Source organism: Devosia lucknowensis (assembly GCF_900177655.1).
GTDB lineage: Bacteria > Pseudomonadota > Alphaproteobacteria > Rhizobiales > Devosiaceae > Devosia > Devosia lucknowensis.
The window spans coordinates 139198-159661 of sequence record NZ_FXWK01000002.1; the positions used below are offsets into that span (position 1 = coordinate 139198).

17 protein-coding genes are annotated in these 20464 nt (G+C 64.5%); 7 read left to right on the forward strand and 10 right to left on the reverse strand.

The window, feature by feature from the left end; genetic code table 11:
• Positions 1–10 precede the first annotated feature (10 nt).
• Positions 11–565: a DUF2231 domain-containing protein gene (locus tag CCK88_RS13080; protein WP_244557524.1), complete on the forward strand. Its 555-nt coding sequence runs from the start codon at positions 11–13 to the stop codon at positions 563–565.
• On the opposite strand, the gene CCK88_RS13085 is transcribed toward CCK88_RS13080, so the two are convergent.
• From CCK88_RS13085 to CCK88_RS13100, 4 genes are all read right to left on the reverse strand, one after another.
• Entirely contained in the window at positions 546–1046 is a 501-nt protein-coding gene (locus tag CCK88_RS13085) for a CopD family protein (RefSeq protein WP_244557525.1), read from the reverse strand. The two genes, CCK88_RS13080 and CCK88_RS13085, sit on opposite strands and share 20 nt — an antisense overlap.
• Positions 1043–1795 (reverse strand): cytochrome c oxidase assembly protein, encoded by a 753-nt coding sequence (locus CCK88_RS13090; RefSeq protein WP_244557526.1) that lies wholly within the window; start codon positions 1793–1795, stop codon positions 1043–1045. Before CCK88_RS13090 ends, CCK88_RS13085 begins: the two co-directional genes overlap by 4 nt.
• A 61-nt stretch (positions 1796–1856) precedes the next feature.
• On the reverse strand, positions 1857–4469 hold the full coding sequence (locus tag CCK88_RS13095; RefSeq protein ID WP_244557527.1) for a membrane-bound PQQ-dependent dehydrogenase, glucose/quinate/shikimate family: 2613 nt from the start codon (positions 4467–4469) through the stop codon (positions 1857–1859).
• Positions 4470–4548: 79 nt separating this feature from the next.
• On the reverse strand, positions 4549–5562 hold the full coding sequence (locus CCK88_RS13100; protein WP_086471053.1) for a DNA topoisomerase IB: 1014 nt from the start codon (positions 5560–5562) through the stop codon (positions 4549–4551).
• Positions 5563–5717: 155 nt separating this feature from the next.
• Here CCK88_RS13100 and ku point away from each other — a divergent pair, with 155 nt between their 5' ends.
• A complete protein-coding gene (gene ku / locus CCK88_RS13105) occupies positions 5718–6614 on the forward strand; it encodes a non-homologous end joining protein Ku (RefSeq protein WP_086471054.1) in 897 nt (298 codons plus the stop codon).
• A gap of 67 nt (positions 6615–6681) precedes the next feature.
• Complete coding sequence (gene ligD / locus CCK88_RS13110; protein WP_086471055.1) at positions 6682–9225, forward strand: DNA ligase D; 2544 nt, start codon at positions 6682–6684, stop codon at positions 9223–9225.
• A gap of 38 nt (positions 9226–9263) precedes the next feature.
• On the opposite strand, the gene CCK88_RS13115 is transcribed toward ligD, so the two are convergent.
• The 5 genes from CCK88_RS13115 to CCK88_RS13135 all read right to left on the reverse strand — a co-directional run bounded on the left by CCK88_RS13115 (position 9264) and on the right by CCK88_RS13135 (position 14200).
• Positions 9264–9875, reverse strand: coding sequence for a DJ-1/PfpI family protein (locus tag CCK88_RS13115; protein ID WP_086471056.1), 612 nt, complete (start codon positions 9873–9875; stop codon positions 9264–9266).
• 61 nt (positions 9876–9936) lie between these two features.
• The gene (locus CCK88_RS13120) at positions 9937–10842 is read right to left on the reverse strand and encodes a substrate-binding domain-containing protein (RefSeq protein WP_086471958.1); all 906 of its coding nucleotides are present in this window, start codon (positions 10840–10842) and stop codon (positions 9937–9939) included.
• 101 nt (positions 10843–10943) lie between these two features.
• Positions 10944–11939 carry an ABC transporter permease gene (locus tag CCK88_RS13125; protein WP_086471057.1) on the reverse strand — a complete coding sequence of 332 codons (996 nt, stop codon included), beginning with the start codon at positions 11937–11939 and terminating at the stop codon, positions 10944–10946.
• Entirely contained in the window at positions 11940–13484 is a 1545-nt protein-coding gene (locus CCK88_RS13130; RefSeq protein WP_244557528.1) for a sugar ABC transporter ATP-binding protein, read from the reverse strand. It lies immediately after the preceding gene.
• An 11-nt stretch (positions 13485–13495) separates the two neighbouring features.
• Positions 13496–14200, reverse strand: coding sequence for a GntR family transcriptional regulator (locus CCK88_RS13135; protein WP_086471059.1), 705 nt, complete (start codon positions 14198–14200; stop codon positions 13496–13498).
• A 75-nt stretch (positions 14201–14275) separates the two neighbouring features.
• Between CCK88_RS13135 and CCK88_RS13140 the strand changes: the two genes are divergently transcribed.
• The 4 genes from CCK88_RS13140 to CCK88_RS13155 are packed head-to-tail and all read left to right on the forward strand — an operon-like array spanning position 14276 to position 18815.
• Positions 14276–15319 carry an Ldh family oxidoreductase gene (locus CCK88_RS13140; RefSeq protein ID WP_086471060.1) on the forward strand — a complete coding sequence of 348 codons (1044 nt, stop codon included), beginning with the start codon at positions 14276–14278 and terminating at the stop codon, positions 15317–15319.
• The gene (locus tag CCK88_RS13145; RefSeq protein WP_086471061.1) at positions 15316–16533 is read left to right on the forward strand and encodes an iron-containing alcohol dehydrogenase; all 1218 of its coding nucleotides are present in this window, start codon (positions 15316–15318) and stop codon (positions 16531–16533) included. Before CCK88_RS13140 ends, CCK88_RS13145 begins: the two co-directional genes overlap by 4 nt.
• Positions 16534–16551: 18 nt before the next feature.
• Positions 16552–18024, forward strand: coding sequence for an NAD-dependent succinate-semialdehyde dehydrogenase (locus CCK88_RS13150; protein WP_086471062.1), 1473 nt, complete (start codon positions 16552–16554; stop codon positions 18022–18024).
• Positions 18024–18815 (forward strand): alpha/beta hydrolase, encoded by a 792-nt coding sequence (locus CCK88_RS13155; RefSeq protein WP_086471063.1) that lies wholly within the window; start codon positions 18024–18026, stop codon positions 18813–18815. The genes CCK88_RS13150 and CCK88_RS13155 overlap by 1 nt, the downstream gene beginning before the upstream one ends.
• Positions 18816–18821: 6 nt before the next feature.
• Here the strand turns inward: CCK88_RS13155 and CCK88_RS13160 are convergent, their stop codons facing one another.
• A complete protein-coding gene (locus CCK88_RS13160; protein WP_140048987.1) occupies positions 18822–20462 on the reverse strand; it encodes an ABC transporter permease in 1641 nt (546 codons plus the stop codon).
• Positions 20463–20464 lie beyond the last annotated feature (2 nt).

Consider the following 20464-nt stretch of genomic DNA (forward strand, 5'->3'; position numbering starts at 1 on the left):
GGCCGGATACATGGGTGAAACGACGCGGCAGAACGAAGAAGCCGAAATGGCGCTCGAGGAGGGCCAGGAAGCCAGCGCCGATCATCCCAATCCGCACATTCGCGAAGTTGCCGAACAGGATATCGGCTCGGCCATTGCGGTCGCCGGCCATCCGGTCCACGCCATGTTGGTGCATTTCCCCATTGCGTTCGTCATTTCGACGCTGGGCATCGACATCTTCTACTGGTTCACCGGCGACCCGTTCTGGTTGCAGGTGGGCACATGGTCGGCAGGAGCAGCCTTCGTCTTCGGGGTTCTGGCTGCGATCGTTGGCACGCTCGAACTCTTGGCCGTACCAGGCATTCGCGTTCGCGTCGCCAGCTGGAACCATGCCATTGCGGCCATGGTCATGCTCGCGATCGTCGGCGCAAATGCGGGCCTCAGGATGTTCTGGCCGGAAACTGTCCTGCCCAACGGCTTGATGCTGTCGGTGCTGGGCAGCATGGCGGCGGGCTTCGCCGGCTGGCATGGAGGCAAGCTGATTTTCGATCACGGTGTCGGCCTCCTCATATCATCCAAGCAATGAACGGTTGGGCGATCTCGCCCAGCCGTCCTGGCGCGAAGAAGTCGGCTAAGAGCTCCGGCCATTCGATGCGCGGCTTTGCCAGCACGAGAAAAAGGATGGAACTGATGGTCAGAAGCGTCAGCGGCACGACCGTCAGCATTCGCCACAGCGGATAACTGCGATCGGGCTCGAACAGCTTGAGCACCATGAGGCCGGAAAAGATATGAATGCCGGTCAGCACGGCGACGCCGAGCAACTTGGCGGAGAACCAGTTCTCGTATGTGCCCATCATGAAGATCAGCGCCGTACCCGAGCCGATGGCCACGAACGCCGCAGGCGACATGATGACGACGTAGAGAAACCGGGCGAAAGCGTGCAGCTTGTGCAAGGCGTCGCCCTCCAGCCCGCCACGCTGCCGATAAAGAAACGGCAGGGCGATCAGGCCGGCGGACCAAAGTGCGATTGTGGCGACATGAATGAACTTGAGCCAGGTGACGATCAATCCAGCGCCTCCCGCCGGGGCAGGACAGCCTCCAGCAGGCGCCAGAGCGCCAGTACCAGCAGCGGCAGGTTGGCCGGCACCCACATGATCAGCCCGGCCAGCTGCTGGTCTTCGGACGGCGAGAACCCAAAGGCCATGGTGGTGCCCAGGTGAGGGACATAGAGTGCGCGGGGGGCAAAAACCAGCAGCGCACCGAGCATGCCCATCTGCATCGCAGAGGACAGGGCGCCGAGCCCGGCGCCGAGCGGTCGCGGATCGCGCAGCAGCGCCATCCACAAGGCGGTGAAACTTGCCAGCAAGCTGAGCTGCATGGCCCAATAGACGGCGGGATGACCGAAGGCCGCGGTGTAGAAGTCCGGCGCGTGCCAGAGCCACAGGGCCGCCGTCGAGACGATCAATGCGGGCAGCATCGGTACTCGTTTTGCCCACGCAGGTGGCAGCGCCCAGGCCAGGAGCGGCGCCACGATCATGGTGAGAACGACATGGTGTCCTACGCGCGCGGAAAATAGCGCCACCGTCAATGCGCAGATCGGAGAGATGAAAAGCACTGCCGAAATGAGCCATGCCCCAGCAAATCCGGCCTGTTGCCGCCTTGTGGCGCGGCGCAGCCCCAGCGCCACGGCAATTGCCAGCACCGCAAAGGCCAGCAGCAGGAGCGGGTCGAGGTTCCACCGTCCCAGCAGAGTGTCGAGCGTCGGCGGGGAGCCGCAATAGCTCATGTCGAAGGAAAAGGCTGACGCTTCGTCCATTTCCATCCTGTCTCAAATGATGAGACGGAGGCGCAGACGCGCGCCTCCGTCATGATCCGGGCTAGGGCTGCGCGGTTTCCGGCGCACCCACCGATGCGGCGGGAAGCGCATAGGCGATGAAATAATCGCCGATCGCAGTCTCCATGAAGTCGTGACCACCGGCATTGATGACGACGATCTGCCGTCCCTGTGCCTCATAGGTCATCGGCGTCGCCTGGCCGCCGGCCGGCAGTTCGACCTGCCAGACGGTTTCGCCGGTATCGACATCGATGGCGCGGAGCAGGTCATCGGTCGCCGCGGCGATGAAGAACAGGCCCGATGCCGTGATCACCCCGCCACCATTGTTGGGCGTGCCGATGTCGATCGGCAGCATGGACGGAATGCCGAACGGACCATTCTTGCGGGCCGTGCCGAAGGGACGATCCCAGATGATCTCGCGCGTGTTGAGATCGATGGCGGCGATTCCGCCATAGGGCGGCTCCTTGCAGAGCATGCCGGTGAAGGGAACCCGCCAGCCCGCATTGACGCGTATGCCATAGGGCGCGCCGGCCTGCGGGCTCAGCGACCCGTGCGAGCCGCCACCGGCTTCGGAGTCGTAGTTGGGATCGGTGATCGGCAGCACGCCGGCAGCGTCGACCTCCTCGCGAGGCACCAGCTGGTTGTAGTTGGGCATGTTGTTGTAGTTGGTGATCATCAGGCCGTTGACCGGATCGATCGCCACGCCACCCCAGTCGACACCGCCATTATAGCCGGGAAACTGGATCCAGGGCCGGTCCACCGTCGGCGGCGTATAGACGCCGTCATAGGCCGCCTGCCGGAACTGGATGCGGCACCACAGCTGGTCGAGCGGCGTCGTGCCCCACATGTCCGCCTCGGTGAGGTCAGGCTTGAGCAGGTTGGGGAAGTCGGTGACGAAGGGCTGCGTCGGCGACAGGCGCTCGGGCTCGACACCGCCCTGCGGGGCCGGACGCTCCTCGATCGTCACCAGCGGCTCGCCGGTTTCGCGGTTGAGGATATAGAACTGGGCCTGCTTGGACGGCATGATGATGGCCGGCACCGGGCCGTTCTCGGTCGGGAAGTCGACCAGCGTACCCTGCCCGCCCAGGTCATAGTCCCAGATGTCGTAGTGGACGGTCTGGTAGTGCCAAGCCACTTCGCCGGTTTCGACGTCGAGCGCGACGATGGCGGTGGAATAGGTATTCTCCGCCTCGGATCGGTCGCCGCCCCAATAGTCCACGGCCGAATTGCCCATGGGCAGGTAAACCATGCCCAGCTCGTCATCGCCGGAAGCGATGGTCCAGACATTGGGTGTGCCGGGCGTATAGATTTCGCCTTCCGGCGGCAGGCCGGTTTCGCCGGGGCGACCCATGTCCCAGGCCCAGTCCATCTGGCCGGTCACCGCGTTATAGCCCCGGATGACGCCCGATGGCGCTTCGCGGGTCTGGCCATCGCTGACCTGGCTGCCAACGACCAGCACGTCGCGCACCAGGGTTGGCGGAGAGGTCGGGGCGTAGAAGCCCGGCGCGCTGTCGCCGATACCTTCCATGAGATTGACGATGCCGCCATTGCCGAAGTCGGGGCAGAGCTGGCCGGTCTCGGTATCGAGCGCGATCATGCGCGCATCGTGGGTCAGATTGACCACCCGCGTGGCGCAGAGCGCATTGGTCTCGGCCGTCGGATCCTCGAAGTAGACGAGGCCGCGGCACGACGCATTATAGCCGATGGCGTCGACCGGCGTTTGCGGATCGTAGGTCCAGAACTCGGCGCCGGTCGCTGCGTCAAGCGCCGAAATCTTGTTCAGCGCCGAGCACAGGTAGAGCCGGTCGCCCACCTTGACGGGCGTGTTCTGATTGCCGAAGGGCTCGTCGTTCTCGGGCAGGTCGCCGGTGCGGAACTCCCAGATCTTTTCGAGCTCGCCGACATTGTCCTTGCTGATCTGGTCAAGCGGCGAATAGCGCAGCGCTGCGTGCGTGCCGCCATAAGCCGGCCAGTCGACACCGGTTTCGAGCGCGACATAGGTCGGTCCTGTATCGACGGGTTCGGCCGGCGCGGCCTCCGTGTCGGCAGGGGGCGTCGCCGATGTCGCCTGCGGTGCCGCTGGCGTTTGCCCGGCCTGTTGTGCGGGCTCTGCTGCCGGCGCTGCGGGCGCTTCCGTCTCAGGCGCGGCCGCCGGGGTGCCGGGCTCGACCGCGTCCGGTGGGCTCTGCTCCTGCGCGAAGCTGCTTTCGACGCCGTGGTTGGCGACGGTGATGGTCCCGATCGCGCCGGCTATGGTGACGATGGCCGCCGCCGCACCGCTGCCAATGCGGCGGATCGAGCCGCGCAGGACCGGCAGCGTGGAGAGGACCAGAACAAGGACGACCGTCGGCGCCACGAGGCGCGGAACCTGAGCCCAGCCATTGAGGCCAGCTTCCCACAGCGCCCAGACCACGGTTGCGCCATAGGTCACGAGATAGACCCAGAGCGCATTGATGTCGCGACGGAACAGGAACCAGGCGGTGAGGAGCAGGCCAAGGCCCGCAGGCAGGTAATAGAAAGAGCCGCCGAGAATGATGAGCCAGGCGCCGCCCGCCGCAATCGGCAGGCCGAAGATCAGCAGAATGACCCCGACAAGCATGGTCCACCAAAACCCGAATCCCCTGTGGTCTGGGCGCGACATTGCGTGCTCGGTCATTCTGCCTCCAATCTGGTGCTTACCCCCGTGAACGCCCAAATGCGGACACAGTTCCGAACCGAGTGCGGCATAATCGAAATTAGTGGGTCTGGCGCTTGAGGAACGCGACGGTCTCCACTTCATCCTCATCCATGCCGTCGACTGCCTTGAGGCGTCCCGAACGCCGCAACTCGCCGTCTTGCCAGCTCCTGGGAATGGCGGGGTGGATATAGGATTGGCGGCACACGGTTCGGGTATTGCCAAGCTTGGCCGCGACCTGATCGATCAGCGCGTTCATGGCGCGGGCCTGTGCGGTCTTGGTCTCGGGCAGTTCGGCGTCGGCGAACAGGCCGAAGGCCCGCACCGTTCCGGCCCAGGTCCGGAAGTGCTTCGCGGTGAAATCGGGACCCGCGAAAGCCGCAAGATAGTCGTTCACATCGCGCGAGCTGATCGAACAGTAGTGACCTTCGTCCTCATATTTGAACAGGTGCTGCCCCGGCAGCTCCTGGAGCGATTTGAGGATATTGGCGATGCGGCGGTCCGCCATCTGCAGGCGCCATTCCTTGCCCGATTTGCCCTTGAACTGGAACTGCAGCTTGTGGCCGGTAATCTCGACATGGCGTCGCCTGAGCGTCGTGAGGCCGAAGCTTTTGTTATCCCGGGCATAGGCCGGGTTGCCGATGCGGATGAGGCTGTTGTCGAGCAGCCAGACGACGGAGGCGACCACCCGTTCATAGCCCAGCGTCCGGCGGCGGAGGTCGCGCTGCACCTGTTCGCGCAAGCCCGGCAGTGCGGCCGCGAAGGCAGGAAGGGTCTCGAACTTGGTGGCGCTGCGCTGCTCCGTCCATTCGGCGTGGTAGCGATACTGCTTGCGGCCCTTTTCGTCGCGGCCGGTCGCCTGGATATGCCCGCAGGCATCGCGGCAGATCCACACGTCGGTCCAGGCAGGCGGAATGGCGAGCGCCTTGATACGTGCAAGCTCGCTGGCGTCGGGCCTGCTGCCGTCGGGCGCGGTGTAGGAAAAGCCGGTTCCCTTGCGCTGCCGGTGCCAGCCCGGATCGACGTCGCAGGAAAAGGCCAGCGTCGGCGCCGGGCCCATTTCGTCGGCCCGCATTCTGTCCAGAACTATCCTTGCCAGATGCATGATCTCGCCTCTTGTCGTCGCTGCAATGACGAGGTGGCGCCAAGCGTTCCGTTTGCGCGCAAAGGTGAACGGAACGGCGTGCGGGTCGCGGCGTTGAGTCGCCAAACTCAGCGGAGGTACCGTTCATGCCCGCATCGCGTCCGATCTGGAAAGGCCAGCTGCGCCTTTCTCTCGTGTCCATCCCGGTTGAGCTTTTCAGCGCCGCAAAGACTGGAGCCAAGCCCAGCTTCCGGCAGATCCATGAGCCGACGGGCAAGCCGATCCACTACGAAAAGGTGGTCGCCGGAGTTGGGCCAGTCGACAAGGACGAGATCATCAAGGGCTTCGAATACGAGAAGGGCGACTATGTCCTCCTCACCGATGACGAGATCGACGCCGTTCGCCTCGAGACCCGCAAGACACTCGAGCTGACCCAGTTCGTGGGCGCCTGCGCGATCGACCCGATCTACTACGACAAGTCCTATTTCGTCGTGCCGACCGATGAACTGGCCGAGGACGCCTTCCGGGTGATCCGGGATGCCCTGCGCAAGACGCAGAAGGTCGGGCTCGGCCAGCTCGCCATGCGCGGCAAGGAGTACCTTGCGGCCATCAAGCCCAGCGGCACCGGTCTTATGCTCGAGACGCTGCACTACGAAGATGAAATCCGCAAATCCGATCCGTTTTTCTCGCAGATATCGAACAAGAAGGCCGAGCCTGACCTTCTCGAAGTCGCCACGGCGCTGATCGAGAAGAAGACCGCCGCCTTCGATGCCAAGGCCTTCAAGGACCACTACCAAGCAGCCCTGCACGAGCTGATCCAGCGAAAGATGAAGAACAAGGGCCGCAAGATCACCGCCGATGACAGCGACGAGCCCAAGCGCCCAAGCGGCTCCAATGTCGTCGACCTCATGGCGGCGCTCAAGGAAAGCCTCGAGGGCGGCAAGACCAGTCCCAGCGCGCGTCGCAAGCCAGCCGAGAAGAAGGCGCCCGCCAAGGCAACGGCTAAGAAAACAACGACCACAGCACGCAAGAAAGCGAGCTGACGATGACGTCCTGGCTCCCGAATTTGGCATGTGACACGCTGCTGCGGGTTGGACGGGGCCAACTCACATGAAGACCACCCCAGGCGACCTTCTGAAGGACTACAAAGCCAAGCGAAACTTTGCCAAGACGCAGGAGCCCGCTGGCGCCGAACCGAAATCGGGCAGTGGACGCGGCAGCTTCGTGGTTCAGAAGCACGACGCGACCCGCCTCCACTACGACTTCCGGCTCGAGCTCGACGGCGTGCTCAAAAGCTGGGCCGTCACCAAGGGGCCGTCCAACAACCCGGGCGATAAGCGTCTTGCCGTGCGGGTCGAGGACCACCCGCTCGAATACGGTGGTTTCGAAGGCACTATCCCCGAAGGCGAGTATGGCGGCGGCACCGTCATGCTTTGGGACCGCGGCACCTGGGAGCCGATTGGGGATCCACACGAGGGGCTCGAAAGCGGCGACCTCAAGTTCCGCCTATTCGGCGAGAGGATGAAGGGCGAATATGTCCTCGTGCATATGAAGGGGCGGGACACCAAGCGCCGGTCCGGCCCGGACCGGGAGAACTGGCTGCTCATCAAGCATCGCGACAGCTATGCCCGTGACAAGGACACGCTCACCACCCGGTTTACCCGCTCGGTCGATACCGGCCGCGACCTCAAGCAGATCGCAGCCGGCGCCGAGGCGCAGAAAAAGAGCAAGACCCAGCCCGATGCGGTCTGGCACTCTGACGCGGAAGAGGCCGAAAAGGCTGACCAGAAGACGCGGATCATCGAGAGCGCGAAGAAAGGCGCTGCCCCCGCCTTCCGTCCCGTTCAACTGGCAACACTGGTCGACAGCGTCCCGGCCGGCGACGGCTGGGCCTTCGAGATGAAGTATGATGGCTACAGGTGCCTTGCCGCGATCAAGGGACAGAGCGTTCGCCTTTATACCCGCAATGGCCTCGACTGGACCGAACAGTTCGGGGCGCTGGTCGAGCCTCTACAGAAGCTCAAGCTCGGCTCAGCGGTGATCGATGGCGAAATCTGCGCCTTCGACGCCAAGGGGCGGACCGACTTCACCACCCTCAAGAACGTGCTATCCGGGGGCGGGCGGCTCGAATATTTCGCCTTCGACCTTCTGGAGCTGGACGGCAAGGACCTCGCCAAAAGGCCGCTGATCGAACGCAAGGCGGCGCTCGAAAAGCTGCTCGGCAAATCGGCGCGCCAGGATCCGGTCCAATATTCGTCGCACGTCACCGGACACGGCCAGAAAGTGTTCGAAGCCCTGTGCCGCGATGGCCACGAAGGTGTCATCGCCAAGCGTCTCGCCGACCCCTATCGCGGCGATCGGACCCGCAGCTGGCTCAAGATCAAGTGTCTTAAGCGCCAGGAATTCGTCATCGGCGGCTGGTCGCCCTCCACCAAGCGCCGCGGTTTCGCCTCGCTCCTTCTCGGCGTCTGGGAAGATGGCAAGCTGCTCTATCGCGGACGCGTCGGCACGGGATTTTCCCAGGATGTCATGCTGGACCTCGACGCGCGCCTCAAGACCCTGGCGCGGAAGACCAACCCCTTCGAAGCCGTGCCGCGCGAGCGCGCGCGCGGCGTTCACTGGGTCAAGCCCGAGCTGGTTGCCGAGATCGCCTATACCGAACTGACCGGCGACGACATTCTCAGGCACCCGTCATTTCTGGGGCTGCGAGAGGACAAGCCCTCAAAGGAGGTGAAGATGGAAAAGGCCCGCCCCCCTGACAGCGGCGTATCCATTACCGACGAAGAGGGCGAAGAGGTCGCCGAACGCGTCGGGGTTCGCCTTACCTCGCCTCATCGCGTGGTGTTTCCCGATCAGGGGGTCACCAAGGCGCAACTCGTCGATTACTATTCCGAGGTGGTCGAGGCCATGTTGCCCCATGTCGGAAACCGCCCGCTGAGCCTCGTGCGCTGTCCGCAGGGGCGCACCAAGCACTGCTTCTTCCAAAAACACGATACCGGCGGTTTTCCCGATCAGTTGCTGTCGCGCGCCATTGCGGAAAAGGATGGCGAGAAGAAAGACTATTTCCACGTCGAGGATCTGGCGGGCCTCGTGGCCGGAACGCAGATGAACGTGCTCGAATGGCACATCTGGGGATCGCGCTTCGATGACGTCGAAAAGCCAGACCGGCTGGTCTTCGACATCGATCCGGACGAGGCACTGGACTTTTCGGCCATTACCAGCGCGGCCATCGACATTCGCGATCGGCTGGCAGACCTGGGCCTCAAGAGTTTCCCGATGGTGTCGGGGGGCAAGGGCATCCATGTGATCGTGCCGCTCAAGCCGCAGGCCGAGTGGCCGGCGGCCAAAACCTTCTGCAAGGATTTCGCCCAGGCCATGGCCGACGACGAACCCGATCGCTTCACCGCCAACATTTCGAAGGCGCGACGCAAGGGCCGGCTGTTCATCGACTATTTGCGCAACGAGCGCGGTTCGACCGCGATCAGTCCGTGGTCGGTGCGCTCGCGCGGGGGCGCTCCGGTGGCCGTGCCGGTGGAGTGGGACGAGGTGCCCGGGCTCAAGTCGGCCAACGGGTTTTCGCTGGCGGCCGCGGCTGAACGGGCCAAGGACAAGACCTGGTCAAACTATTTCCGGCTCAGGCAGGTCCTCAAATGAGGGCCGGACCCTGATAGGTCCGGCCATCGGTCGATCGATCAAGCAGCCTTTTCGCTGACGTCGCCGCTGTGGCGGATTTCTGTGCCGAGTACCTTGAGGCATTCCCGGATAAAGGCCGCCAGCGCCGTCCAGCCCTTGGCCGAGACCATGGTGCCGTCGACATAGGCTTCGGTCGGCGAGAGGTCGATATAGGTACCGCCAGCCAGCGTCACTTCCGGCTCGCAGGCGCCGAGCGCCGCGACCTTCTTGCCGCGCACCACGCCGTCGACGGCGATGAGGATCTGCACGCCGTGGCAGATCGTGAAGATCGGCTTCTTGGTTTCGTGGAAGTGGCGGACCATGGCCTGCACGCGCTTGTCGGTGCGGATATATTCCGGGCCGCGACCGCCGGCGGCATAGACCGCGTCATATTCTTCGAGACGCACTTCGCTGAAGGTTTTGTTGATCAGCGCGTAGTGGCCCATCTTTTCGGTATAGGTCTGGTGACCTTCGAAATCGTGCAGCGAGGTGGCGATCACGTCGCCGGCCTTCTTGTCCGGGCAGACGACATGCACGGTGTGGCCCACCGCTTCCATGGCCTGCTGGTAGACGTAGATTTCGTATTCCTCGGTGAATTCACCGCACAGCATGAGGATTTTTTTGCCAGGCATTCTCGGGTCTCCAAACGAACGATAGGGGTTGGACCGCGCCGGGGCGCGGTCCATTAAGCGATCAGAACGGGGAATCGGGGAAGTAATATTCTTCCGCATTGTCCTTGGTGATCAGCGGGGCGTCGAGCTTGACGGTGCCGCGCACCGGCGCCTGGCCGTTGAACTGGGCGGCGGTCATGTAGATGGCCGTCTTGATCATGGACGGCGGATAGGGCGTCTCGATCGGCGTCATGGGGTCGCCGGCCATGACCTTTTCGATGATTTCCTTCATGCCGTTGCCGCCGAGCGCATACTTGATCTCGGTGCGGCCGGACTGTTCGATGGCTTCGAGCACGCCGAGCAGCATGTCGTCGTCATTGGCCCAGACCGCGTCGATATGCGGGTACTTGGCCAGGTAGTCCTGCATCAGGCTGAAGGCCTCGTCGCTGTTCCAGTTGGCATACTGGATATCGAGGATCTTGATGTCGGAGCCTTCGAGACCTTCCTGGAAGCCCTGGATACGCTCGTCGTCGATCACGGTCGGAATGCCGCGCAGTACGACCACGTCACCCTTGCCGCCGAGGTTGTCGACGAGGAACTTGGCCGTGGTCGAGCCCACGGCGATATTGTCGCCGGCAACGTAGAGGTCCTGGATTTCCGGATCGGTGAGGCCGCGATCGACCACCGTGATGAAGGTGCCCGCGTCGGCAACCGACTGCACCGGGCCGGTCAGTTCGTCCGACGAGAACGGCAGGATGACGAGCGCATCGAGATTGCCGGCGGCGGTGAGGTCTTCGAGGGCGCTCACCTGCGCGGCAGCCGAAGGCGAGGTCTTGACGATGACTTCGATATTGGGGAACGCCGCCTGGATTTCCTCGGCGGCCTTTTGTGCGTGGTAGACCACGCCGCCCGTCCAGCCGTGGGTCGCTGCGGGAACCGAGACGGCGATGGTCCGGGTTTCCTGGGCGAAGGCAGGAACGGCGAGCATCAGGCTCGTCAGCGCGGTGGCGGCAAACAGATTACGATTCAATGGTATTTCCTCCCAGAAATGAAATGGACCTGAAGCATTGTGCAGGCCGTGAGGTCCGGTCACGGCTGCTTTGAGAACCTCTGTACGAGCATGGCGATGATGATGATCACGCCCTGCACCGCAGCGACGAGGTATTCGGAGATGAAGTTCGAGAGCACCATGAGGTTGGCGATCATCTCGAGGATGACGGCGCCGGCCACGGTGCCCCAGATGCGACCCTTGCCGCCGCGCAGGGCGGTGCCGCCGATGACGACGGCGGTGATCACCTGCAGCTCCCAGAGCTGGCCGGTGGTCGGCGTGGCGGCGCCGAGGCGGGGCACGTAGCAGATGGCGGCGATGGCGACGCAGATGCCCTGGATGACGAAGGCGATGGTGCGGATGCGGCCCACCGAGATGCCGGAGAAGCGCGCGACTTCCTCGTTGGCGCCCACGGCGGCGCAGCGGCGGCCGAACTTGGTCTTGTAGAGGATGAAGGCGCCCACCAGGGCCACGGCGATCGATACCAGAATGGGGATCGGAATGCCCACGAATGTGCCGTAGTAGACGGGCCGGAACGGCTCGCGCAGGCTGCGGTCGAGCGGAATGTTGCCGCCGTCGGACATGAAGGTGATGAGGGCGCGGAAAATGCCCATCGTTCCGAGCGTCACGATGAAAGGCTCGATCTTGCCCACGGTGACGATGAGGCCGTTGAACAGCCCGCAGAGCGCTCCCACGCACAGCACCAGCGCCATGCCGGCGATGATGGCATTGCCGCCCATGCTGGGCACCATGGCGTTCATGAACATGATCATGATGCCGGTGACGAAGGCCGTCATCGATCCCACGGAAAGGTCGAGGCCGCCCGAGGATATGACGAAGGTGGCGCCTACCGCGATGATGGCGATGAAGGCCGAGCGCGTCACCACATTGGTGATGTTGGTGGGGGCCAGGAAGTCGGGATTGATGAGAACGCCGACCATGACCAGGATGGCCAGGGCGATGAAGGGACCGATATCGACCCAGTTGATGCGCTGGAGCAAAGGCTCGCGCGATGGTGTCGCCGCGATGTCGCTCATTTAGTGATGTCCTCCTGCCGCGGCGTTCGGTCCGCCGCTTGTGGCCGCCAGAACGACGGCTTCTTCGGTGATCGCCTCGTCGGCGAATTCGGCAACGATCCGCCCTGCCCGCATCACCAGGATGCGGTCGCACAGGCCCACCAGTTCCTGCAGCTCCGACGAGATGACGATGCAGGCCTTTCCGGCCCGGATCAGCGCGTCGATGAAGGCGTAGATCTGGCTCTTGTTGCCGATGTCGATGCCGCGCGTCGGTTCGTCGATGATGACGACCTTGGGATCGAGCATCATGATCTTGGCTAGGAGCAGCTTCTGCTGATTGCCGCCGGACAATTGCCCGGCCTCGAGGCGTTTGGAGCGCACCCGGATATCGTATTCGTCGACGGCCCGGTCGAGCTCGCGCTGCTCGAGCCCCTGTTCGAGATAGGGCTTGCGATAAAGGCGCGAGAGCGCCGTGAGCACCAGGTTCGGCGCCAGCCTTTCGCGCAGCAGCAGGCCCTTGCCCTTGCGATCTTCGGTGAGGTAGCCGATGCCTGCCTCGACTCCGTCGGCAACCGAGCCGATCCGGACGAGCTTGCCGCCTACCCGCACCTGACTAACCTTGGCCGGGCGCAGGCCCAGCAACCCCTCGAACAGTTCCGTGCGGCCGGCGCCGATCATGCCACCAAGACCCAGCACTTCGCCGGGGCGGGCCACGAGCGAGGCGTCCTCGACGAAACCGGGAACGCTCAGATGTTCGATCTCCAGCACCGGTTCCTCCGAAGAGGGGCCGCGCTTGGCGGGATAGAGCATAGCGAGCTCGCGCCCGACCATCAGCCGCGCCATGTCTTCCTGGGACACGTCCACCGCGTCATAGGTGCCGATCATCTTGCCGTCCCGCAGCACGGTGATGCGGTCGGCCAGCGCCTCGACCTCGTTGAGCCGGTGCGAGATGTAGAGAATTGCGACGCCGCGATCGCGCAGCCCGCGCACGATGCCGAGCAGGGTGTCGACTTCGGTCGTGGTCAGCACGGCGGTCGGTTCGTCGAAAATCACCAGCCGGTGTTCTTCCAGCAGCGCCCGCGCGATCTGCACCAGCTGGCGTTGGGCGATGGGAAGACTGCGCACCAGCGCCCGTGGCGAGGCTGTGCAACCCAGTGCGGCGAGCTTTTGGCTGGCGATGCGCTCCATGCTGCGGTCGTCGACCACCCCATTGCGCGTCATTTCGCGGCCGAGAAACAGGTTTTCGACGACAGTGAGGCCGTCAGCGAGCAGGATTTCCTGGTGCACCAGGGCGATTCCCGCATGCTCAGCCGCAGCCGGGTTGACGAATTCGACCTCTTCACCGGCCAGCCGGATGCTGCCTTCGGTGGGCTTCACGTGTCCGGAAATCAGCCGCATCAGCGTCGACTTCCCGGCCCCGTTCTCCCCGATGATGGCGTGGATTTCGCCCGGGCGGATATCGAGATTGACGTCGGACAGAACCCGCACCGAACCATAGGCCTTGCCCAGTCCGGACAGCTGCATCAGCGGTGCCGCATGCCCTGGCGATACCTGTTCGTCGATCATCTCGCCCGCGCTCATTCGTCAAAGACCGGCAGCAGGCGGTCGCGCGACCGCTCGATGTGGATGCGCATCGCCTTTTGCGCGGCATCGGCATCGCGCGCCTCGAAAGCGGCGATGATTGCTTCGTGCTCGGCCAGCGCTTCCTCTGTCACCCGGGAGTGGAACATCAGGCGGAAAATGTGAAAATGCACATGCTGGTGGTTGAGCGTGTCACGGATCAGCTGATTGCCGGCCACCTGCATGATCATGTCGTGGAAGACGGCGTCCTGGCGCGCGAACTGCGAATAGCGGGCGCGCTCGTCGCCGCTCTTGGCGCGACGCCCCATGACGCCGGCCGCCTCGGTGAGTTCGGCAACCGAATCCGGGGTCAGCATAGCCACTGCACGGCGCGCGGCATCGGGTTCGAGCAAGAGACGCAGTTCGTAAAGGTCGGCGAACTGCTTGGACGTGATCTGCGGCGCGGCGCTGTAGCCGACCAGATGGGTCTTGTTGACCAGCCCTTCGGCCTCGAGGCGGCTCAGCGCCTCGCGGATGGGCGTCTGGGACACGCGCAATTCGCGTGCCAGATTGTCGACGGTGATGCGCGATCCCGGGGCAATCTTGAGCGCCATCAACTGCGAGAACACAGTTTCATAGACCTCGGTGGCGAGGCTGTGGCGCTGGATTGCACCGACCGGTTCGGCGCTACCATTCTGGGCTGTCGGAAGCTCTCTGGCCATCTTTCCCCCTTGACAATGACTACTGGCTAACACGATGTTGCGACCGACGCAATACGATATCCTATAGGATTTCCGATGAAGGTTTTGGCCGGTGAGGCAATGGGGGTGGCGGAAGGCCTGCTGATCGCAGCGGGCACGCCGGAAGCCCATGCATGCATTCAGGCCGACCACCTTCTCGAAGCTGAGCTGCGCGGTCATCCCTCGCATGGATTGCAGCGACTGCCACGCCTTTTAGACCGTATCGCAAAGGGCCTCGCCGATCCGCGCACCCGTGGCGCCGCCTCCTGGAACCGCTCGGGTGAACTGCATGTCGATGGGCGACAGGGGCTCGGCCCCGTTGTCGCCCATGCGGCCATCGACGCTCTGGTCGAACGGGTTGGCGCCAGCGGCATTGCCTTTGCCGCGATCCGGAACGCCAACCATCTGGGCATGCTTGCCGGTTATGTCGATCGCATCGCCCGGACGGGGCAGATTGGCATGGCCCTGTCCACCAGCGAGGCGCTGGTTCATCCGCATGGGGGCACGCGCGCCATGCTGGGCACCAATCCCATCGCGATCGGCATTCCGACCGGTGCGGAGCCTTTTGTGCTCGACCTCGCCACGAGCCGGGTATCCATGGGCAAGATCCATGATCATGCGATGCGCGGTGCGCCCCTGCCTGACGGCTGGGCGCTCGACGCAGAGGGCAAGCCGACGACCGATGCGGACCTGGCCAAGCTTGGGTCCATCGCGCCCTTCGGCGGCGCCAAGGGCTATGGCCTGGGCCTGGCCTTCGAATTGCTGGTGGCAAGTCTGGCCGGCTCGGCCTTCGCCCCTCAGGTCCATGGCACGCTCGATGCCACCCATCCCGTCAACAAGGGCGATCTGTTCATCGTCATCGACCCCGCCCAATCGCCTTTCGGCGCAAGCGGCATCGGCGCCTATCTCGATCTGCTGCGATCCAGCCCGCCCGCTGACGCGGCCAGCCCGGTCTCCGTGCCGGGCGATCGCGCACGGGCCAGGCGCCAGAACGCTCTCGAGGCCGGTTTCGACATCAACGACCGCCTCTGGTCCGATTTGACCGACCGCCTCGCCTCTTCATCATCGACACCGCTCGCCATCCGGGAACTCCAGACATGAGTCTATTCGCTGCCCTCAGACTGCCGCGCGAGGTGCTCTTCGGCACCGGACAGAGGCACGCCCTCGGCAAGGTCGCATCAGGCCTCGGCAAGCGCGCCCTGGTCTGCACCGATGCCCGCCTCGCTGGCGAAACCGTGTTCACCGACATGGTCGCGCTGCTTCGAAGCGAAGGAATAGACGTCCTCGTGGATGCGAGCGTGGAACCGGACGTGCCGCGCGATTCCTGCAACCGCGTCGCCGCGGGTGCACGCGCGTTCGGCCCCGATCTCGTCATCGGCATAGGCGGCGGCTCCTGCCTCGACCTCGCCAAGACGGTCGCGCTCTTGCTGCGTCATGGTGGTTCGCCGGAGAATTATTATGGCGAGGGCAAGGTGCCGGGTCCGATCCTTCCGGTCATCGCGGTGCCGACCACGGCCGGCACCGGTTCGGAAGTCACACCCGTTGCCGTGCTGTCCGATCCCGATCGTGCCATGAAGATCGGCATCTCGAGCGCCCACCTCATTCCGGCGGCGGCCATCTGCGATCCAGAGCTGACCGTGACCTGTCCGGCGGGCCTGACTGCCATAGCCGGCGCCGACGCGCTCACCCATGCGATCGAGGCCTTCACGGCCACCCGTCGCCAGCCGACCCCGCTTCTCGCGCAGGAGCGCGTCTTCCTGGGCAAGAGCGCCCTTACCGATCATTTTGCCCTGCTCGCCATCGAACTTCTGGGCCGCAGCCTCGAACGCGCCTGGCGGACCGGAAGCGATCTCGACGCCCGCGCCGACGTCATGATGGGAGCCTTATGCGCCGGCATGGCGTTCGGCACGGCCGGCACGGCCGCGGCCCACGCCATTCAGTATCCGATCGGCACCCTGACCCACACGGCACATGGTCTGGGCGTGGCGTGCATGTTGCCCTATGTCATGACGTACAATCGCTCGCATGCGCTACCGGAAATGGCGGCAATCGGGCGAGCGCTAGGAGCCACCGGGAACGACGAGACAATACTGGCGGATGCGGCGATCGAGCGGGTCCGGGCGTTGTTCGAGCGGATCGGTATTCCTCCGACGCTCGGCGCCCTCGGACTTGAGGAGGCCAAGCTGGACTGGACCTGCGAGCAGGCCATGACCATTGCCCGGCTCATCAACAACAATCCGCGGCCCATCGACGCCGCCGCCATGAAACGCCTGGTCAGCGCCGCCTATACCGGCATGCTGAACACTGCGTCCTGATCACGAAGGAACTCGACAATGAGTCAAGCACACGCCATCCCGCTCGCCAATGACAGCCTCAACTGCAGCCGCTTCGCCAAGGGGCTCTACATTGGTGGCAAATGGATCGCCGGATCGGGCATATCGGTCGTCGATCCGTCGACCGAGGCGGTACTGGCCGAAGTTGCCGATGCCGGAGAGGCCGATGCGCGCGCGGCAGTTGATGCTGCCGAAGCCGCCGCACCGGGCTGGCGCGCGACACCGCCGCGCCAGCGGGCGGAAATCCTGCTCCGCTGTCACAAGTTGATGCTTGAGCGGCTCGATGAACTGGCGACGCTGATCTCGCTCGAAAACGGCAAGGCCCTGTCCGATGCACGTGGCGAAGTCACCTACGCCGCCGAGTTCTTCCGCTGGTATGCCGAGGAGGCTGTACGGATTTCGGGCGAGTATCGCATGGCGCCCTCGGGCAGCAATCGCATCCTCGTCGACATGGAGCCGATCGGCATTGCCGTGCTGATCACGCCCTGGAATTTCCCGGCCGCCATGGCCACCCGGAAGATCGCGCCCGCGCTGGCGGCCGGCTGCACGGTCGTGCTCAAGCCCGCGAGCGAAACGCCGCTGACGGCCTATGCCCTGGCCGATCTCTATGCCGAAGCCGGCGTGCCGGCAGGCGTCGTCAACGTCATCACCACCAGCCGCCCCGGCCCGGTGACGGCCACCATGCTCAACGATGCGCGAGTGCGCAAACTCTCCTTCACCGGTTCGACCGGCGTTGGCCGGACGCTTCTCGCCGAGGCGGCAAAGACCGTTCTCAGTTGCTCCATGGAGCTGGGTGGAAACGCGCCCTTCGTGGTCTTCGATGATGCCGATCTTGACGCGGCGCTCGATGGCGCCATGGTCGCCAAGATGCGCAATGCCGGCGAAGCCTGTACCGCGGCCAACCGCTTCATTGTCCAGGATGGCATCTACGACCGGTTTGCCGAGGCGCTGAGCCAGCGCATGGCGGCGCTTCGCGTCGGCCCCGGCACAGATCCGGCTACCTCTTGCGGACCGATGATCACCCGGAAGGCCGTCGACAAGATCGAGACCCTCGTGGCCGACGCCACTGCCAAGGGTGCGCGCGTGCTGGTGGGCGGCAAGCGGCCTGAGGGCAAGGGCTTCTTCTACCCGCCAACCGTCCTGGCAGACGTGTCGCCGGGCGCCGACATGGCGCGGGACGAGATCTTCGGGCCGGTGGCGCCGCTTTATCGCTTCACCACCGAGGACGAAGCGGTGCGCCTTGCCAACGACACCGAATACGGCCTTGCCGCCTATGTCTTTACCACCGACCTCAAGCGTGGTCTTGGCGTGGCGGGGCGGATCGAGGCGGGCATGGTGGCCCTCAACCGCGGTCTGGTGTCCGATCCGGCAGCGCCATTCGGCGGGGTCAAGCAGAGCGGTCTCGGTCGTGAGGGCGGCGTGCACGGCATCGCCGAGTTCATGGAGCCCAAATACATCGCGACCTCGTTCTGATGGTCGACCTTTTTCGCACCCGCGACCACGTCCCCGAGTTCGAGGACTACGTCGCCCAGTATGCGCAACGCAGTGCCCAAACGCGGTCACGGCTGCGGGCGGACCTCGACGTCGCCTATGGCGCGGGTGCGGATGAGCGGCTGGACCTGTTCTTCCCGCCACGGCTCGACGGCCCCGCGCCGGTGCATCTCTTCGTCCACGGCGGCTACTGGCGCATGTTCGGCAAGGGCGATTTTTCGTTCGTCGCCGATACGGTCACGGCCGCCGGAGCCATTGCGGCGGTGATGGACTATTCGCTGATGCCGGCGGTGCGGATGGAGACCATCGTCGCCCAGGTCAAGAGCGCCGCGCGCTGGCTCGTCGCCAATGCGGGATCGTTCGGCGGCGAGGGGGCGAGGCTCTCCATGTCCGGGCACTCGGCCGGCGCGCATCTGTGCGCCACGCTGCTCGCCGATGCCGGGGCGCCGCGCCCCAGGGGTTGCCTGCTGCTCAGCGGCGTCTACGACATCGCGCCGCTGCGCCAGTCGTTCCTCGATCCGCTGATCGGCATCACGGCGGCGGAGGCGGCGGCGTTTTCCCCGCTGCATCTGCCGATCGACACCACCGCCGACATCCGCATCCTCGTCGGCGAGCGGGAAACGGCGCCGTTCCACGACCAGGCGGCCGCGCTTGCGGCACGGCTCGGTCGGCCGGTGCAAACCATTGCCGGGGCCGACCACATGAGCGTGGCGCTCGACCTCGGCAATCCCGATACGAGCGTCGGCAGGGCTCTCGCCGCGCTCTGCGGTTGACTGCCCCTAGAGCAGCGCCTGCTCGTTGCGTCCCATGAAGCGGAAGGCGAGGTACACCGCGCAGCCGCTGAGCAGCAACAGCACCGTCGAGAGGGCGGCGGCCACGCCGAAATCGCCATCGAGGATCAGCAGGTAGATGCGCACCGGCATGGTCATCGTGCTGCCCACATAGAGCACCAGCGAGGACGACAGCTCGTTGATTGCGGTGACGAAGCTCAGCATCCCGCCGGCGATGATGCCCGGCACGATCAGCGGCACGGTGATCCGCAGGAAGGCCTGGAACGGGCTGTAGCCGAGCGAGATGGCCGCCTCTTCCATGCTGGGCGAGATCTGGCGCAGCGACGAAGCCGTGGTCCGCACCGTGTAGGGCAAGCGGCGGATGAAGATCGACAGCACGATGATCGCCGCCGTGCCGGTCAGCACGATCGGGCCGGTATTGAAGGCCGCGATGAAGGCGATGCCGATGACGATGCCGGGCATCACGTAGGGCACCATGAAGGCGCCGTCGAGCAGCGCCGTGTTGAAATTGGTGCGCCGCGCCACGAGCACGCCCACGATCGTCCCCACGACCACGATCAGCGCCACGGCGGCGAAGGAGAAGGTGAGCGAATTGCGCACCACGTCGCCCAGGCCGAACAGGATGCGCTCGTAGCTCTGCAGCGCGAAGCCGTCCTGGAACACCGGGCCGCTGGTCTTGCGGAACGAGTAGATCACCGAAATGATCACCGGCAGCGCGCCGCAGAGGCCGATGAAATACACGGCGAAATGCGCGAGCACATTGCGCCACCCCTTGAGCTGGATGCGCACCGGCTTGTTGATCATGTTGCCGTGGTAGACGTTGCGGCGCGACATGTAGCGCTGCAGCAGCACGAAGAGCATGGAAACGAGGATCAGCACGACGCTGATCGTGGTCGCCATCGACATGTTCGAGCCCACTTCGGCGGCGTAGAGCGTGAAAGCTTCGGTGGCGAGCACGTTATAGCCGCGGCCGAGCAGGCGCGGCGTGCCGAAATCGGCGATGGCATGGATCAGCGCCAGGAGGCCGCCGGCGGTCAGCGCGGGAAACACCATGGGGAAGGAGATTTTCATGGTGCGCTGCCAGGGCGTCAGCCCCAGGCCTTCCGCGGCTTCCTCGAGCGAACGGTTGACGTTGCTCAGCGCCCCGGAGACCATCAGGTACACATAGGGGTAGAACTTGAGCGAGAAGACGATGAGGATGCCGCCGACCCCGTAGATCGGCGGCATGTTGATGCCGAAGTCGCGCAGGAAACCGCGCACAACGCCCCCGGCGCCGAACAGCACGATCCACGAATAGGCCCCGATAAAGGGCGGCGAGACCAGCGCCAGGATGGCGAGCAGCGATACGAACTTGCCGCCGCGAATGACGAAGCGCGACACGCAGAAGGCCATGATCGAGCCGAGCAGCAACGCGCCGATGAGCCCGCCGAAGCCGACTACCAGCGTGTTGACGAAGGCCTGCAGGAAGCGCGGTTCGCCCAGGAATTTGAGATAGTTGGCGAAGGTGAAGTTGCCGCTCTGGTCGTAGAGGCTGGAGACCAGCACCGAGCCGACCGGAATGAACAGCAGCACGAACAGCATGATCCAGGTGAGGATCATGGCGACGGTCCAGAAATTGAAGCGTGGCATGG

What these genes read in the sequence shown, in the direction of transcription:
- CCK88_RS13080 (WP_244557524.1), top strand. Translation starts at nt 11, where the DNA reads ATGGGTGAAACGACGCGGCAGAACGAAGAAGCCGAAATGGCGCTCGAG.
- CCK88_RS13090 (WP_244557526.1), bottom strand. Translation starts at nt 1,795, where the DNA reads ATGGACGAAGCGTCAGCCTTTTCCTTCGACATGAGCTATTGCGGCTCC.
- CCK88_RS13095 (WP_244557527.1), bottom strand. Translation starts at nt 4,469, where the DNA reads ATGACCGAGCACGCAATGTCGCGCCCAGACCACAGGGGATTCGGGTTT.
- CCK88_RS13100 (WP_086471053.1), bottom strand. Translation starts at nt 5,562, where the DNA reads ATGCGGGCCGACGAAATGGGCCCGGCGCCGACGCTGGCCTTTTCCTGC.
- ku (WP_086471054.1), top strand. Translation starts at nt 5,718, where the DNA reads ATGCCCGCATCGCGTCCGATCTGGAAAGGCCAGCTGCGCCTTTCTCTC.
- ligD (WP_086471055.1), top strand. Translation starts at nt 6,682, where the DNA reads ATGAAGACCACCCCAGGCGACCTTCTGAAGGACTACAAAGCCAAGCGA.
- CCK88_RS13115 (WP_086471056.1), bottom strand. Translation starts at nt 9,875, where the DNA reads ATGCCTGGCAAAAAAATCCTCATGCTGTGCGGTGAATTCACCGAGGAA.
- CCK88_RS13120 (WP_086471958.1), bottom strand. Translation starts at nt 10,842, where the DNA reads ATGCTCGCCGTTCCTGCCTTCGCCCAGGAAACCCGGACCATCGCCGTC.
- CCK88_RS13125 (WP_086471057.1), bottom strand. Translation starts at nt 11,939, where the DNA reads ATGAGCGACATCGCGGCGACACCATCGCGCGAGCCTTTGCTCCAGCGC.
- CCK88_RS13130 (WP_244557528.1), bottom strand. Translation starts at nt 13,484, where the DNA reads ATGATCGACGAACAGGTATCGCCAGGGCATGCGGCACCGCTGATGCAG.
- CCK88_RS13135 (WP_086471059.1), bottom strand. Translation starts at nt 14,200, where the DNA reads ATGGCCAGAGAGCTTCCGACAGCCCAGAATGGTAGCGCCGAACCGGTC.
- CCK88_RS13140 (WP_086471060.1), top strand. Translation starts at nt 14,276, where the DNA reads ATGAAGGTTTTGGCCGGTGAGGCAATGGGGGTGGCGGAAGGCCTGCTG.
- CCK88_RS13145 (WP_086471061.1), top strand. Translation starts at nt 15,316, where the DNA reads ATGAGTCTATTCGCTGCCCTCAGACTGCCGCGCGAGGTGCTCTTCGGC.
- CCK88_RS13150 (WP_086471062.1), top strand. Translation starts at nt 16,552, where the DNA reads ATGAGTCAAGCACACGCCATCCCGCTCGCCAATGACAGCCTCAACTGC.
- CCK88_RS13155 (WP_086471063.1), top strand. Translation starts at nt 18,024, where the DNA reads ATGGTCGACCTTTTTCGCACCCGCGACCACGTCCCCGAGTTCGAGGAC.
- CCK88_RS13160 (WP_140048987.1), bottom strand. Translation starts at nt 20,462, where the DNA reads ATGCCACGCTTCAATTTCTGGACCGTCGCCATGATCCTCACCTGGATC.